This is a genomic window from Bradyrhizobium sp. NDS-1, from assembly GCF_032918005.1.
Lineage (GTDB): Bacteria > Pseudomonadota > Alphaproteobacteria > Rhizobiales > Xanthobacteraceae > Bradyrhizobium > Bradyrhizobium tunisiense.
The window spans coordinates 4,670,677-4,685,699 of the sequence record NZ_CP136628.1; the positions used below are offsets into that span (position 1 = coordinate 4,670,677).

Here is a 15,023-nt window from a genome sequence, read left to right on the forward strand (position 1 = left end):
AGGAGAGGAGACCAGGAATGACCAACAAGACCTTGCTGGGAACGGTTACCGCTTTGTGCGGCCTCATCGCGATGACGGCCACGCCCGCTTCCGCCGATCTGCTCGACGACATCATGAAAGCGAAGAAGATCCGTATCTCGACGGATCTCGCCATCCCGCCTTCGGGCATGATGGACAGCACGATGACGCCGACCGGCTCCGACGTCGAAGTGGCCCAGTTGCTCGCCAAGGACTGGGGGCTCCAGCTCGAGTTCATCCAGACCACCGGGGCGACCCGCATCCCGAACGTCCTGACCGGCAAGGCCGACATCATCATCTCGACCCTGTCGGTGACTGCCGAGCGCGCCAAGGTGATCGACTTCACCAAGCGCTATGCGACGCTGCAATCCGACGTCGGCTGCCTGAAATCATCGACGATCAAGGACTGGCCGGACCTCAAGGACAAGCCGATCGGCGTCTCGCGCGGCACCACGCAGGACACCACTCTCTCCAACATGAAGGACAAGGACCTCAAGATCGCCCGCTACGACGACGACGCCACCATGGTGACGGCGGCGGTCTCAGGCCAGGTCGACTGCGTCGGCTCGTCCGCGACGATCATCAACCAGATCGGTGTGAAGAACCCCTCGCGCGTGTTTGAATCCCGGATTCCGCTGGCGACCTTCGATCTCGCCATCGGCCTGAAGAAGGGCGAGCAGCCCTTGATGGACAAGCTCAACGCCTGGATCACCGAGAACGTCAAGAACGGCAAGCTCAACGCGATCTACAGGAAGTTCCATGGGGTGGATCTGCCGCCCGACATGCGCAGCTGAACCAAACGAAAGAAAACGTGACAGCCACACGCGGCTGTCACGTTCATGCAAGATCAAGAAGGACATTACATGCGTCTCGTCATCGGATCCGACCACGCCGGCTGGCCACTCAAGCAGACCGTCATCGACCACATCCGCAAGCTCGGCCACGAAATCATCGACGTCGGCTCCCATGACGACAAGCCGGTGGATTTCCCCGATATCGCGCGGGCCGTTGCGGCGAAGGTGACATCGGGCGAAGCCACGCGCGGCATCATGGTCTGCGGCACCGGCGTCGGCGCCTCGATCGCCGCCAACAAGATGAAGGGCATCCGCGCCGCAGTCTGCCACGACGTTCACTCCGCCCATCAGAGCGTCGAGCATGACGACGTCAACGTCATGTGCATCGGCGCGCAGATTGTTGGCGCCTGGCTCGCGGTGGACCTCGTGTCTTCCTACCTGTCCGCCGAATTCTCCACCGACGAGGATTTCCGCCGCCGCGTCGAGAAACTGCGCGTCATGGACGAGCAAGGCTGACGGTCTCTCCATGATCCTGGTGTTCGGATCGCTCAACGTCGATCTGGTCGCAGAGGTGCCGATCATTCCAGGCCCGGGCCGGACGGTGCTGGCACCATCCTACCGGACCCACTTCGGCGGCAAGGGCGCCAATCAGGCCGTCGCCGCCGCGCGGATCGCCGGACCTGGACGCGTGCGCATGGCGGGCCGCGTCGGCCGCGACGGATTTGGCGACAGCGCGATCGAAAACCTTCGAGCCAATGGCGTCGATGCCGACCTGGTCATCAGGGCCGATGAGCCGACCGGCTGTGCGTTCATCACGGTCGATCAGGCCGGCGAGAATGCGATCACGGTGGCAAGCGGCGCCAACATGACGGCGAGCGCCAGTGATCTTGCCGCCGAGCTGTACAGCTCCGACACCGTGCTGATGCTTCAGATGGAAGTGCCGTTCGCGCAAGCGAAGGAAGCCGCGCGCAGAACCTCGGCGGCCTCCGGCACCGTCATCTGGAATCTCGCGCCCGTTCCGGACAAGATGACCCGCGAAATGGTGACGGAGCTTCTCGCCGTCACCGACTATCTCCTGGTCAACGAGCATGAAGCGCTCGATGCCGCCGCCGCCGTCGGCCTTGCTTGCGACGACCACGAAATGGCAGCAGCCGGGCTCGCCAGAGCCGGCAACCTCACCTGCATCGTCACTGCCGGCGCGCAAGGCGCGCTCGCCATGACGGCCGAGGGAACCTGCCTGCGCGCGGCCGCCCCGCGCATCACGCCGGTGGATACGACCGGCGCCGGCGACACCTTCGTCGGCGCATTCGCGGCCATACTCAGCGAAGGCGTGTCGCTACAGCACGCGCTGGAGGTGAGCTGCGAAGCCGCGGCGTTGAAATGCCTCAAGGCCGGCGCCCAGACCGGCATGCCGATGCGCAGCGCGATAGGTTCCATCGCCTAGGACGGATCGCCCGCATCGCCGGCCACGGCTAAACTCTCCCGATTCGTGGAGCGCTGCCCTTGGCCTTCCTCTTCGTCCTCACCGTCGGCCTCGTCGCCGGCACCATTTCCGGCATCGTCGGCACGGGCTCGTCGATCATGCTGATGCCGGTGCTGGTCTATGCCTATGGGCCGAAGGAGGCCGTGCCGATCATGGCCGTGGCCTCCGTCATGGCGAATTTCTCGCGGATCCTGGCCTGGTGGCGCGAGGTCGACTGGCGGGCCTGCGCGGCCTATTCCGTGACAGGCATTCCAGCCGCAGCGCTCGGCGCGCGCACGCTGCTGGCGCTGCCTTCGCATGCGGTCGATATTGCCATCGGCCTCTTCCTGATCGCGATGGTACCGGTGCGGCACTTCCTGGCGCGGCACGACCTCAAGGCCAATCTCTGGCACCTCGCGATCGGCGGCGCCGTCATCGGCTATCTCACCGGCATCGTGGTCTCGACCGGCCCGCTCAGCGTGCCGCTGTTCCTGTTCTACGGCCTCAGCAAGGGCGCCTTCCTCGCCACCGAAGCCGCCTCGTCGCTGGGGCTCTACCTCAGCAAGTCGGTGACGTTCGAGCGCTTCGGGGCGCTGACCGCCGACGTTGCTCTGAAAGGATTGGTGGCCGGCTCGTCGCTGATGATCGGTGCCTTCGTCGCAAAACGCTTCGTGCTGCACCTGAAGCCGGAGATGTTTCGCCTGCTGATGGACGGCATCATGCTGGCGGCGGGCATGTCGATGCTGTTGAACGCATTCTGACCTCTGAGAGACATACCGCCGAGCAAAGGACCCAATGAATGCGCACCGTCTCCCTGATCGCCGCCGCCGGCATCGTCCTCTTCGCAATACAGCCGGTGTCCGCCGCGCAGACGTTCGACGGCTTATGGGCCTCGACGAAAAAGGACTGCCGCGACAGCGAGGCCCCGGACAGCAAAACGATGATCGACCTCGACAACGTCATCAAGGGCAAGCCGGCCCCGCTGGTCGATCGGTACGAGAACCATTGCCGCATCGACCGCAAGACGCCGGCCGGCGACGGCCTCGTGCTGTCCGCCACCTGCTTCGAGTTCTGGGACGATTACACCAAGGGCGTGAACGGCAGTAAGGTCACGATCAAGCTGGCGCCGGGCGCCAACGGCACGATCAAGATCGACGGGAAGCCCTATCTGCTGTGCAAGCGCAAGGACGAGCTGCCGAAAGCCCGCTAGCGCGGAACGCGTCGCACTCCCATCTCCGATCGTGCTAAGCACCCACAGCAGAGCAACGACTCAACACATCCATGGCCAAGAACACGCTTTCCTTCGTCTGCCAGAACTGCGGCGCGGCCTATAACCGCTGGCAGGGCAAGTGCGAGTCCTGCGGCGAGTGGAATACGCTCGCCGAGGAGGACACCAGCGGCAGCGTGCCGGTGTCGATCCGCTCCAAACGCAAGGGGCGGACGTTCGCGCTGGAGAGTCTTTCCGGCAAGAGCCCGGATGCGCCGCGCCTGTCCTCGGGGATGAGCGAGCTCGACCGCGTCACCGGCGGCGGCTTCGTCCGCGGCTCGGTGCTGCTGCTCGGCGGCGATCCCGGTATCGGCAAATCGACGCTGCTGACGCAGGCGACCAGCCTGCTGGCGCGCGCCGGCCACCGCGTCGTCTACATCTCCGGCGAAGAGGCGGTCGCGCAGGTGCGCCTGCGCGCCGAACGGCTCGGCCTGTCGGACGCACCGGTACAGCTCGCCGCCGAGACCTCGGTCGAGGACATCGTCTCGACGCTGTCGGAGGGCGCGGTGCCCCGGCTCATCGTGATCGATTCGATCCAGACCATGTGGACCGACACCGTGGAATCGGCGCCCGGCACGGTGACGCAGGTGCGCGCCTCGGCGCAGGCGCTGATCCGTTTCGCCAAGAAGACCGGCGCGGCCATCATCCTGGTCGGCCATGTCACCAAGGACGGCCAGATCGCCGGTCCCCGCGTGGTCGAGCACATGGTCGACGCGGTGATGTCGTTCGAGGGCGAAGGCTCGCAGCAGTTCCGCATCCTGCGCGCCGTGAAGAACCGTTTCGGGCCGACCGACGAGATCGGCGTGTTCGAGATGACCGGCCTGGGCCTGCGCGAGGTCACCAACCCCTCGGAGCTGTTCCTGTCCGAGCGCGATCTCGGCACGCCCGGCACCGCAGTCTTCGCGGGTATCGAGGGCACGCGGCCCGTCCTGGTCGAATTGCAGGCACTGGTGGCCCCGACCTCGCTGGGCACGCCCAGGCGCGCGGTGGTCGGCTGGGATCCGAGCCGGCTGTCGATGGTGCTGGCGGTGCTGGAGGCCCATTGCGGGGTCAAGCTCTCCGGCCACGACGTTTATCTGAACGTCGCCGGCGGCCTGCGCATCCACGAGCCGGCGGCGGATCTGGCCGCTGCGGCGGCATTGGTCTCATCCCTGGTTAACGCGCAATTGCCGAGCGATGCGGTCTATTTCGGCGAGATCTCGCTGTCCGGCGTGGTGCGCCCGGTGGCACAGACCCCGGCACGGCTGAAGGAGGCGGCAAAACTCGGCTTTCAGCGTGCCGTGTTGCCCGAATCGGCCCGCGGTGAGAGCGGCGGCGATGCCGGATTGACGCTGAATGCGGTCAACAGCCTGACGACATTGGTGGCCGAGATCGCGGCCCGCGGCTCCCGCCGGGGCGAATCGAACGCGCAGGCCGAGAAAAATGCCACACCGGCAAGATTCCGCCGTGGAGAGGGTTAGCCGGAGGTGACGCCGGAGGTGTCCGCCGCTATACACCCGTCACAAAAGCAGCATGGGATTGCGTGGTTGCGGCCTTGCCGGGAACGCCGTCTGCCCCTCTTTTAAGGCAGCGGCCAAATACCGATTCGGCTAAAGCACCTTGGAAGTACGAGCGGACCAGACCAGCCGATGCCAGTTACCATCCTCGACCTGATCCTGCTCGGTGTGATGCTGATTTCGGGCCTGCTTGCCTTGGTCCGCGGCTTCATGCGCGAAATCCTGTCGATCGCGGCCTGGGGCGCGGCGGCGATCGTGACGCTGTACTCGTTCTCGAAGCTGCTGCCGACCGCAAAGACCTACTTCAACAACGACACCGTCGCGACCGTGGTCGTGATCGCCGGCGTGTTCATCGGCACCCTCGTCGTGGTCTCCGTGATCACGGTCCGGATCTCCGACATGATCCTGGATTCGCGCATCGGCGCGCTGGACCGCACCCTTGGCTTCCTGTTTGGCCTTGCTCGCGGCCTTTTGATCGTGGTCGTCGCCTACCAGTTCTTCATCTGGCTGGTTCCCGACAAGCAGCAGCCGGATTGGGTTCGCGGCGCAAAGTCCCGAACCGTGCTCGATTCGACCGGAGATTGGCTGAAGTCGCTCTTGCCGGATGACCCCGAGAACACCATCTTGAAGAGATTCAAGAAAAACAAACCAGATGATGATCAAGCTGATTCCGAACAGCAGCCTTCGGGCAGTGGCGACGGATACAGTAAACCTGCTCGTGACAGTTTGAAGAAACTGATCGAGAAACCTGCGGCGCGTTGATTGCCCCTAAAGAGAGGCGTGGACGAGATGCGACACCCTGACCAGGACGCCCGACTTGATCTCGATCCGAACGCCGGTCCAGGCCCGGCCGCGCTAGAGGTTCAGGACGATCTGGAGGGGGATACGCTGCGCGAGGAATGCGGCGTCTTCGGCATCTACGGTCATCCCGACGCCGCCGCCATCACCGCGCTCGGCCTGCACGCTCTTCAACACCGCGGCCAGGAAGCCGCCGGCATCGTCTCCTACGACGGCAGCCGTTTCCATTCAGAGCGCCGGCTCGGCCTCGTCGGCGACACTTTCTCCCGCCGCGAGGTGATCGACCGCCTGCCCGGCAACATGGCCGTCGGCCATGTCCGCTACTCCACCACCGGCGCCACCATCCTGCGCAACGTGCAGCCGCTGTTCGCCGAGCTCAATGCCGGCGGTCTCGCTGTCGCCCATAACGGCAACCTCACCAACGGCCTGACGCTGCGCCGCGAGCTCGTAAAGAACGGCGCGATGATGCAGTCGACCACCGACACCGAGGTGATCCTGCACCTGGTGGCGCGCTCCAGGCGCAGCCGCTTCATCGAGCGCTATGTCGACGCGCTGCGCGAGATCGAGGGCGCCTATGCGCTGGTGTCGCTGACCAACAAGAAGCTGGTCGGCGCGCGCGATCCGCGCGGCATCCGTCCGCTGGTGCTCGGCGACCTCGACGGCTGCCCGATCCTGACGTCGGAGACCTGCGCGCTCGACATCATCGGCGCGCGCTTCATCCGCGACATCGAGCCGGGCGAAGTCATCGTTTTCGACGAGAACGGCCAGGACATCCACAAACCGTTCCCTCCGATGGCGCCGCGCCCCTGCATCTTCGAATACATCTACTTCTCCCGTCCGGATTCCATCGTCCATGGCCGGTCGGTGTATGAAGTGCGCAAGGCCTTCGGCGCCCAGCTCGCGCGCGAGAGTCATGTGCCGATCGACGTCGTGGTGCCGGTGCCGGATTCCGGCGTGCCCGCCGCGGTCGGCTACAGCCAGCATTCCGGCGTGCCGTTCGAGCTCGGCATCATCCGCAACCACTATGTCGGCCGCACCTTCATCCAGCCGACGCAGGCGATCCGCGAATCCGGCGTGCGCATGAAGCATTCGGCCAACCGCGCCGCGATCGAGGGCAAGCGCATCATCCTGATCGACGACTCGCTGGTGCGCGGCACCACCTCGAAGAAGATCGTGCGCATGATGCGCGATGCCGGCGCCAAGGAAGTGCATTTCCGCCTCGCCTCGCCGCCGATCCTCTATCCCGATTATTACGGCATCGACCTGCCCGATCGTGGTGGTCTTCTGGCGGCGACGCATTCGCTGGAAGAGATGCGCGAGATCATCGGCGCCGACTCGCTCGCCTTCCTGTCGATCGACGGCATGTACCGCGCGATGGGCGAGCCCGGCCGCGACCCCGCCAATCCGAAATTCTCGGATCATTGTTTTACCGGCGCGTATCCGACTCACCTCACCGACCAGACCCAGACCGAGCAGCAACCGCGGCAATTGTCGCTGCTGGCGGAAGCGAGCTGACGCTGGGGCGTTCGGAGGCCTCTTTTCGTCATGGCCGGGCTTGTCCCGGCCATCCACGTCTGTAATACCCGCCGCAAGGAACGTGGATGCCCGGGACAAGCCCGGGCATGACGGAAGTATTCGACGATGACAAAACCTCTCACCTCCCGCATCGCTCTCGTCACCGGCGCCTCGCGCGGCATCGGCTTTGCCACCGCGCGTGCGCTGGCCAAGGCCGGTGCGCATATCGTGGCGGTGGCGCGCACGCAGGGCGGGCTCGAGGAACTCGACGACGAGATCCGGAAAGACGGCGGCAGCGCCACCCTGGTGCCGCTCAACCTCACTGATTCCGACGGTATCGCGCGTCTCGGCGCCGGCCTGCACGAGCGCTACGGCAAGCTCGACATCCTCGTCGGCAATGCCGGCGTGCTCGGCCCGTCCTCGCCAATCGGCCATATCGAGCTCAAGACCTTCAACGACGTGATGGCCGTCAACGTCTCCGCGAACTTCCAGCTGATCCGCTGCATGGAGCCGTTGCTCAAGCAATCCGACGCCGGCCGCGCTGTGTTCGTCACCTCGGGCGCCGCCAACAAGGCGACCGCTTATGTCAGCCCCTACGCCGCGTCCAAGGCCGCGCTGGAGACGCTGGCGCGCGTCTGGGCGCAGGAGACCGCGAACACGAAGCTGCGCGTGAACCTGTTCAACCCCGGCCCGGTCCGCACCCGCATGCGCGCCACGCTGATGCCGGGCGAAGACCCCGCGACGCTCGATCTGCCCGAGCAGGTCGCCGAATTCATCGTGCCGATGTGCGCGCCCGATTGGACCGAGACCGGCAAGTTCTACGACTACAAGACCCGCAGCCTCATGAGCTTCCGTTCGCCGGCCTGATTGACTTGACCGCCTCCCCGCGATTGACTGCTGCTGCTCAAGCGGCAGCAGGCCGTAAAACCAAAAAAGGGAGGTTGCCATGGCTCCATGGCATGGCGGCGCGGATCTTGCGCGTGCACTCGCAAATGTCTCTCGCACCGTCTCCCTTCTGATCACGGCCGTCGCGCTTGTGCTTCCTGGAACGGCGACTGCGGGTGACGTGCCGACATTCGCGGTCGATGCCGCCTGGCCAAAGCCGCTGCCCAACAACTGGATCCTCGGCCAGGTCGGCGGCATCACCGTCGACGCGCAGGGCCACATCTGGGTGATCCATCGCCCGCGCTCGCTCACCGACGACGAGAAAGGCGCAAGCCTCACCCCGCCGCGCTCCAAATGCTGCGTGTCCGCGCCGCCTGTGCTCGAATTCGACAGCGACGGCAATCTGCTGCGGTCCTGGGGCGGTCCGGGCCAGGGCTACGAGTGGGTCGGGCGCGAGCACGGCATCGAGGTCGACGAACGCGGCTTCGTCTGGATCGGCGGCAATGCCGACAACGACAATGCGATCCTGAAATTCACGCTCGACGGCAAGTTCGTCGCCCAGATCGGCAAGATGGCGCCGAGCCTCGGCAGCAACGACACGACGCAGCTCGGCAAGCCCGCCGAAACCGCAATCGACAAGGAGGCGAACGAAATCTACGTCGCCGACGGCTATGGCAACCGCCGCATCATCGTATTCGATGCGACCACGCTCGCCTACAAGCGTCACTGGGGCGCCTACGGCAACAAGCCCAACGACGACAAGCAAGGTCCGTATGATCCCAAGGCGCCGGTTGCTCAGCAATTCGGCAATCCCGTCCACTGCGTGAAGCTCGCCAATGACGGGCTAGTCTATGTCTGCGACCGCATCAACAACCGTATCCAGGTCTTCAGGAAGGACGGCAGCTTTGTGAAGGAGTTCTTCTTCGAGAAGAACACGCTCGGCAACGGCGCGGTGTGGGACATCGCGATCTGGCCCGATCCGAAGCAGACCTATCTGCTCAGCGCGGACGGCGAGAACAACGAGATCCGGGTGATCAAGCGCGAGGACGGCAGCGTGGTCGGCAGCTTCGGGCACAGCGGCCGCAACGCCGGACAATTCCACTGGGTCCATGCCATGGCGATCGACGCCAAGGGTAACGTCTATACCGCCGAGGTCGATACCGGAAAGCGCATCCAGAAATTCAAGCTGACATCGGACGCGCTGAAATAGCGTCTGGACGCATTTTGACCAAAAGTTAACCGACGGATGACGCTACGACGCAGTGTCATCCGGCTTTAGGTGCATTGCCGCCGGGCGTGGGACACGCTAGAGCCATCAGCCGGAAAGAAAAGCTTCGCAAGAGAGCCGTCCGCATATTTGACAATGGAGGAAACCTTTTATGACGACGACGTTCGCACGCCGTTCCGCGGCCCTTCTGGCCTGTGCCGCCTTCGGTTTTGCCACATCTGCTTTCGCCCAGGACAAGACCATCAAGATCGGCGTGCTCAACGACATGTCGAGCCTCTATGCCGACATCGGTGGCCCGAACTCGGTCGCGGCGGTCAAGATGGCGGTCGAGGATTCCGGCCTGAAGGCCAAGGGCTGGACCATCGAGGTCCTCTCCGGCGACCACCAGAACAAGCCCGACATCGGCGTCAACATCGCCCGGCAATGGATCGACGCCGACAAGGTCGACGCCATCGCTGACACGCCGAGCTCCGGCGTTGCCCTCGCCGTGAGCAACCTCGTCAAGGAAAAGAACGCGGTGCTGCTCAATTCGGGCGCGGCCACCGCAGACCTCACCGGCAAGGCCTGCACGCCCAACACCGTGTCCTTTACTTACGACACCTACATGCTCGCCAACGGCACCGGCAAGGCGCTGACCAAGGCGGGCGGCGACAGCTGGTTCTTCCTCACCGCGGACTACGCCTTCGGCCATGCGCTGGAGCGTGATACCGGCGCGGTCGTCACGGCCACGGGCGGCAAGGTGCTCGGCGGCGTCAAGCACCCGCTCAACACGGCGGACTTCTCCTCCTTCCTGCTCCAGGCACAGTCCTCAAAGGCCAAGATCATCGGCCTCGCCAATGCGGGCGGCGACACCACCAACGCGATCAAGCAGGCCGCCGAGTTCGGCATCGTCCAGGGCGGTCAGAAGCTCGCCGCCCTGCTGCTGTTCATCAACGACGTGCACTCGCTCGGCCTGAAGACCGCGCAGGGCCTGACCTTCACCGAGTCCTTCTATTGGGACCTCAACGACCAGACTCGCGAATGGTCGAAGCGCTTCCAGAAGGTCTCTCCCAAGGGCTCGATGCCCTCGATGACGGTTGCAGGCCTCTATGCCGAGATCCTGCATTACCTGAAGGCGATGGACGCGCTCGGCAGCAATCCGCGTGACGGCGCCAAGGTCGTCGCCAAGATGAAGGAGCTGCCGACCGACGATCCGCTGTTCGGCAAGGGCCCGCTGCGCCAGGACGGACGCCGCCTCATCCCCGCCTATCTGTTCGAGGTGAAGAAGCCCGAGGAATCGAAGGGGCCGTGGGACTATTACAAGCTGGTCTCCACCATCGCGCCGGAAGATGCGGCCAAGCCGCTCAAGGACAGCGACTGTCCGCTGGTGAAGAAGTGACCGCGTAGCGGTCGCGCGCTATCTCCGTAATATCATGCCCGGGGCTTGCCCCGGGCATTTGCATCTTTGCCTCGAAAAACGCTGCCGCAGGATGGGCTAAGCGAAGCGTGTCCACGGCCATTCTATGGTTGTGGAGAGATGGCGGGCACGGCGCGGGCGCCTTGGCCCACCCGACGAGACCTACGAAACCGGCTTGATCCCGCCCAGCGATCGCACCGCGATCATCACGCAGACCGCCATCAACGCCGCCGCGAGCAGGAACGGCGCGCCGGGCAGATGCAGCGGCGCGCCGGCGCCGATGAAATAGGAAAAAGTCAGTGTGAACAGGAACGGGCCGACGAGCTGCGACACGCTCTGCACGCTCGCGGTCGCGCCCTGCAACTGGCCCTGCTGATCGGGCGCAACCAGCCGCGTCATCAGCGATTGCGAGGCGGCCCCGGAGATGCCCCACAGCGACAAGACCGGAATCCCGAGCCAGGACAGCGGTCCGGTCGGCGCAGCGCCCAGGATCACGAATCCGAGCGCGCCACAGCACAGGCCGAGCAACAGCGCGTTCCGCTCGCCGAGCGCGCGCACGATCGGGCCAATTGCGAGTCCCTGCACCACCATGGCGCAGATGCCGACCATCGCCAGCGTCAACCCCACGGTCTTGGAATCCCAGCCATAGCGGTAGGTTGCATAGAGCACGAAGGTCGAGGGCAGCACGACATGGGCGACCTGCGCGATGAAATTGACGACCGACAAAGCGGCCAGCAGCGGATTGGATCGCAACAGACGCAGCGCCCCGAGCGGACTGGCACTTCGCCAGCGGAACGGCGCGCGCTTGTCCGGCGCGAGCGATTCCGGCAGGACGAAGAGCCCGTAAAGCGCATTGGCGAAGCTGAGAGCTGCCGAGGCCCAGAAGGGCAGGCGCGGATCGAGGTCGCCGAGCAGGCCGCCGAGCGCCGGCCCCAGGATGAAGCCGGCACCGAAGGCCGCGCCAATCCTGCCGAAGACCGCCGCGCGCCGCTCCGGCGGCGTGACATCCGAGATGTAGGCGAATGCGGTCGAGATGCTCGCCGAGGTGATGCCCGAGATCACGCGGCCGATGAACAGCCAGACCAGAGACGGCGCCAGCGCCATCAGCACGTAGTCGGCCGCGAGGCCGAAATTCGACAGCAGCACCACCGGCCGACGGCCGAAGCGGTCCGACAGCGCGCCGAGCAGCGGCGAGAACACGAACTGCATCAGGGCCCAGGCGGTGCCGAACAGGCCGAAGATGCGGGCTGCGTGCGCCGTGTCGTTGTCGACGAAGCTCTCGATCAGCTTGGGCAGGATCGGCATGATCACGCCGAGCGCGAGCATATCCAGCAGGATGGTGACGAAGATGAAGACCACCGCGCCGCGACGGACCGGCGGCGCGCTCTGCGCCGTCGCCTCGCCGGCGCCGTCACTCACGACGGGCGCTTGCGCTTGTGCGCAAAGGGATTGGCCTTCTCGCGCAAGGTGATGCGCACCGGCGTGCCCGGCAAGTCGAAGGACTCTCGCATGGAATTGGTGAGGTAGCGCAAATAGGACTGCGGTACCGCGTCGGCGCGCGAGCAGAACAGCACGAAGCTCGGCGGGCGTGCCTTGTTCTGCGTGATATAGTTCAGCTTCAGCCTGCGGCCGGACACGGCGGGCGGCGGATTGGCCTGGACCGCCTGCTCGAACCAGCGGTTGAGCGCCGAGGTCGGCACGCGCCTATTCCAGACCGCATAGGCGTCCTGGATCGCCTGCATCAGGCGGTCGATGCCCTCGCCCATCAGGCCCGAGACCGCGACGATCGGCACGCCCTTGACCTGCGGCAGCCAGTGATCGGCATCACGACGCAGGCTCGAGATCGCGCCGCCGCCCTTGGTCTCCATCAGATCCCATTTGTTGACGGCGAGCACGATTGCCCGGCCCTCGCGCTCGATCAGATCCGCAATACGGAGATCCTGCTCCTCAAAACGGTTCTGCGTGTCCATCATCAGGACGACGACTTCGGCAAAGCGCACCGCGCGCAGCGCGTCGGCGACCGAGAGCTTTTCCAGCTTCTCCTCGATGCGCGAACGGCGGCGCAGGCCCGCGGTGTCGAACACGCGAAAATCGCGGCCCTTCCAGTTGATCTCGACTGCGATGGAATCGCGCGTGGTGCCGGCCTCAGGGCTCGTCAGCAGGCGCTCCTCGCCAAGCAGATGATTGATCAGCGTCGACTTGCCGGCATTTGGCCGGCCGACGATGGCGACCCGGATCGGGCGCGTCGCGGCCTCTTCCTCGGTGAGCTGTGAGTCGTCGTCCTCCGTCTCGTCTTCGTGGACGGGCTCGGGCATCAGCTTGGCGAGCTCATCGTAGAGCTCGCCCATGCCCTCGCCGTGTTCGGCCGAGATCTGAATGGGATCGCCGAGGCCGAGCGCAAAGGCTTCCATCGCGCCGGCATCGCCGTGCTTGCCCTCGCTCTTGTTGGCGACCAGCAGCACCGGCTTGTTGGCTTTGCGGGCGAAATCGGCGAAGGCGCGATCGGTGGGCGTGAGGCCGACGCGAGCGTCGATGACGAAGAACAGCGCATCCGCCCGCGCGATCGCGGTCTCGGTCTGCTCCTGCATGCGCGCGGTCAGTGAGCCCTTGGCGCCCTCGTCGAGGCCGGCGGTATCGATGATGGTGAATTCGAGATCGCCGAGCCTGGCATCCCCCTCGCGGCGGTCGCGGGTGACGCCCGGCAGGTCATCGACGAGCGCGAGCTTCTGTCCGACCAGACGGTTGAACAGCGTCGACTTGCCGACATTGGGCCGGCCGATGATGGCGATTGTGAAGGGCATCGGTCATTCGTGCGCTGCCGGGGCAGTGCCTGTCAATGTATTGGAGACAATTGTTTGAGCACGATCTTTTCGGAAAACCGCTTCACGCTTTTCCGGACCATGCTCTAGCGCGAGAAGCTGCCGCTCGGCAGCGGCGCCGGGAAACCGCCCTGCGGCTGCTGCTGAGTGGTCTGGGTCGGTTGCCCCTGCTGGTCCGGCGGCGGCGCGGTGGTGCGCTTGCGGACGATCTTGTGCTTGGGCGGCGGAGCGGCCGTGGGCGGCGCCGCCTCCGGCTGGGCCTCGCCGTCGACTTCGCCGGCAGGTGCCTCAGCCGGCGCAACTGCCGCTGCGGCCGGCTGTCTGGTGTGCTTCGCCTTGGAGCCCTTCCCCGGCCTGGCCGGCTCGGGCGGCGGCTCCGCAGGCAAAGCCGCGACCGCAGGCGCGTTCGGATCGGGCTGTTGCTGCGCGCCCTTGTAAAGGTCTCTCGGTACGCCCTGCTCGAGGCCAGGCACCCCCTCCGGGAACACCGGCTTGCGGTCGCCCGGCAGCTTTTTCTTGGTATCGAGGAAGTCGAGCATATCGCTTGGATCGAAGCTGGAGCAGCCGCCCAGGACGCCTGTGAAGGCGATCAGGACGGCGGCTGCGATCAAGCGTGGCGTGCGGCGCATCGTGTGTCTCGTTACGTCAGAGGGCCCGTCGGTCAGCTTCTTGGTCAGCTCTTGGCGACGGGCGGCAGCAAGGCCTGGAGAGCTTCGGCGCGCGAGCGCAGGCCGGGCGGCGTTTCGCCGTCTTCGCCAATCGCGTCGAGCCATTTGCGGGCCGCGGTCATGTCGTTGTTGCGCCAGGCCGACAGCGCCAGCATCTCGCGGGCGGTGTGCCGGAAGGTCGATTTCGATTTCGGCGCGCCAGCGGCCTCCAGCCGCTGCTGCATATCGGCATAGCTGGCGCTGTCGAGCAGCAGGCCGGCGGCACGGATCTTCGCCAGATCCTGCCACTCACCGCCCACGCCGCGGTCGGCAGCAATGTCGTCATAGATCTTGGCGGCGGCCTTCGGATCGCGGCTGGCGGCCTCGGCGGCGGCGCGCAGCCGCGCCAGGGTGCGATAGCCCGACGGCGCCTTGGCGGCCAGCTCGGTGAAGGCGGCCTCCGCCTCTGCGTGCTTGTCCTGCTCGGACAGCTCGGCGGCCTTCTCGAAGGCAGCGCCGGCCTCGGCGGCCTTCCGGGCCTCCAGATACTTATAACCCTGCCAGCCAGCGGCGGCGGCCACGACCAGCACCATCAAGGCGATGAAGACAATCGAATACTTGTCCCACAGCTTCTTGAACTGTTCGCGACGTACTTCCTCGTCGACTTCGTCAAATAATTCAGACACTTATGCTAATCC

15 protein-coding genes are annotated in these 15,023 nt (G+C 65.4%); 11 read left to right on the forward strand and 4 right to left on the reverse strand.

Annotation, left to right across the window (positions count from 1 at the left end):
* The first annotated feature begins 17 nt into the window (after window positions 1-17).
* The 11 genes from RX330_RS22150 (at window position 18) to RX330_RS22200 (ending at window position 10,841) form a co-directional block, all read left to right on the forward strand.
* A complete protein-coding gene (locus RX330_RS22150) occupies window positions 18-812 on the forward strand; it encodes a transporter substrate-binding domain-containing protein (RefSeq protein ID WP_317239797.1) in 795 nt (264 codons plus the stop codon).
* A 69-nt stretch (window positions 813-881) separates the two neighbouring features.
* A complete protein-coding gene (gene rpiB / locus RX330_RS22155; protein ID WP_212086348.1) occupies window positions 882-1,328 on the forward strand; it encodes a ribose 5-phosphate isomerase B in 447 nt (148 codons plus the stop codon).
* A gap of 10 nt (window positions 1,329-1,338) precedes the next feature.
* Window positions 1,339-2,256 carry a ribokinase gene (locus tag RX330_RS22160; RefSeq protein ID WP_317239798.1) on the forward strand — a complete coding sequence of 306 codons (918 nt, stop codon included), beginning with the start codon at window positions 1,339-1,341 and terminating at the stop codon, window positions 2,254-2,256.
* 59 nt (window positions 2,257-2,315) lie between these two features.
* A complete protein-coding gene (locus RX330_RS22165) occupies window positions 2,316-3,035 on the forward strand; it encodes a sulfite exporter TauE/SafE family protein (protein ID WP_317239799.1) in 720 nt (239 codons plus the stop codon).
* 38 nt (window positions 3,036-3,073) lie between these two features.
* Window positions 3,074-3,484: a hypothetical protein gene (locus RX330_RS22170; RefSeq protein ID WP_212086358.1), complete on the forward strand. Its 411-nt coding sequence runs from the start codon at window positions 3,074-3,076 to the stop codon at window positions 3,482-3,484.
* A 71-nt stretch (window positions 3,485-3,555) separates the two neighbouring features.
* Entirely contained in the window at window positions 3,556-5,001 is a 1,446-nt protein-coding gene (gene radA, locus RX330_RS22175; protein WP_317239800.1) for a DNA repair protein RadA, read from the forward strand.
* A 168-nt stretch (window positions 5,002-5,169) separates the two neighbouring features.
* Window positions 5,170-5,799 (forward strand): CvpA family protein, encoded by a 630-nt coding sequence (locus tag RX330_RS22180; RefSeq protein ID WP_063194108.1) that lies wholly within the window; start codon window positions 5,170-5,172, stop codon window positions 5,797-5,799.
* Between the two features lie 27 nt (window positions 5,800-5,826).
* Complete coding sequence (gene purF / locus RX330_RS22185; RefSeq protein WP_317239801.1) at window positions 5,827-7,350, forward strand: amidophosphoribosyltransferase; 1,524 nt, start codon at window positions 5,827-5,829, stop codon at window positions 7,348-7,350.
* A 126-nt stretch (window positions 7,351-7,476) separates the two neighbouring features.
* Window positions 7,477-8,217: an SDR family NAD(P)-dependent oxidoreductase gene (locus tag RX330_RS22190; RefSeq protein ID WP_317239802.1), complete on the forward strand. Its 741-nt coding sequence runs from the start codon at window positions 7,477-7,479 to the stop codon at window positions 8,215-8,217.
* Between the two features lie 79 nt (window positions 8,218-8,296).
* Entirely contained in the window at window positions 8,297-9,445 is a 1,149-nt protein-coding gene (locus RX330_RS22195) for a hypothetical protein (protein WP_317239803.1), read from the forward strand.
* 169 nt (window positions 9,446-9,614) lie between these two features.
* Window positions 9,615-10,841, forward strand: a complete 1,227-nt coding sequence (locus tag RX330_RS22200; RefSeq protein ID WP_212086391.1) for an ABC transporter substrate-binding protein — start codon at window positions 9,615-9,617, stop codon at window positions 10,839-10,841.
* A gap of 180 nt (window positions 10,842-11,021) precedes the next feature.
* Here the strand turns inward: RX330_RS22200 and RX330_RS22205 are convergent, their stop codons facing one another.
* From RX330_RS22205 to RX330_RS22220, 4 genes are all read right to left on the reverse strand, one after another.
* Window positions 11,022-12,278: a TCR/Tet family MFS transporter gene (locus RX330_RS22205; protein WP_317239805.1), complete on the reverse strand. Its 1,257-nt coding sequence runs from the start codon at window positions 12,276-12,278 to the stop codon at window positions 11,022-11,024.
* On the reverse strand, window positions 12,275-13,660 hold the full coding sequence (der, locus tag RX330_RS22210; protein ID WP_317239806.1) for a ribosome biogenesis GTPase Der: 1,386 nt from the start codon (window positions 13,658-13,660) through the stop codon (window positions 12,275-12,277). Before der ends, RX330_RS22205 begins: the two co-directional genes overlap by 4 nt.
* Window positions 13,661-13,764: 104 nt before the next feature.
* The gene (locus RX330_RS22215; protein WP_317239807.1) at window positions 13,765-14,307 is read right to left on the reverse strand and encodes a hypothetical protein; all 543 of its coding nucleotides are present in this window, start codon (window positions 14,305-14,307) and stop codon (window positions 13,765-13,767) included.
* Window positions 14,308-14,351: 44 nt separating this feature from the next.
* Window positions 14,352-15,011, reverse strand: coding sequence for a tetratricopeptide repeat protein (locus tag RX330_RS22220; protein ID WP_317239808.1), 660 nt, complete (start codon window positions 15,009-15,011; stop codon window positions 14,352-14,354).
* Window positions 15,012-15,023 lie beyond the last annotated feature (12 nt).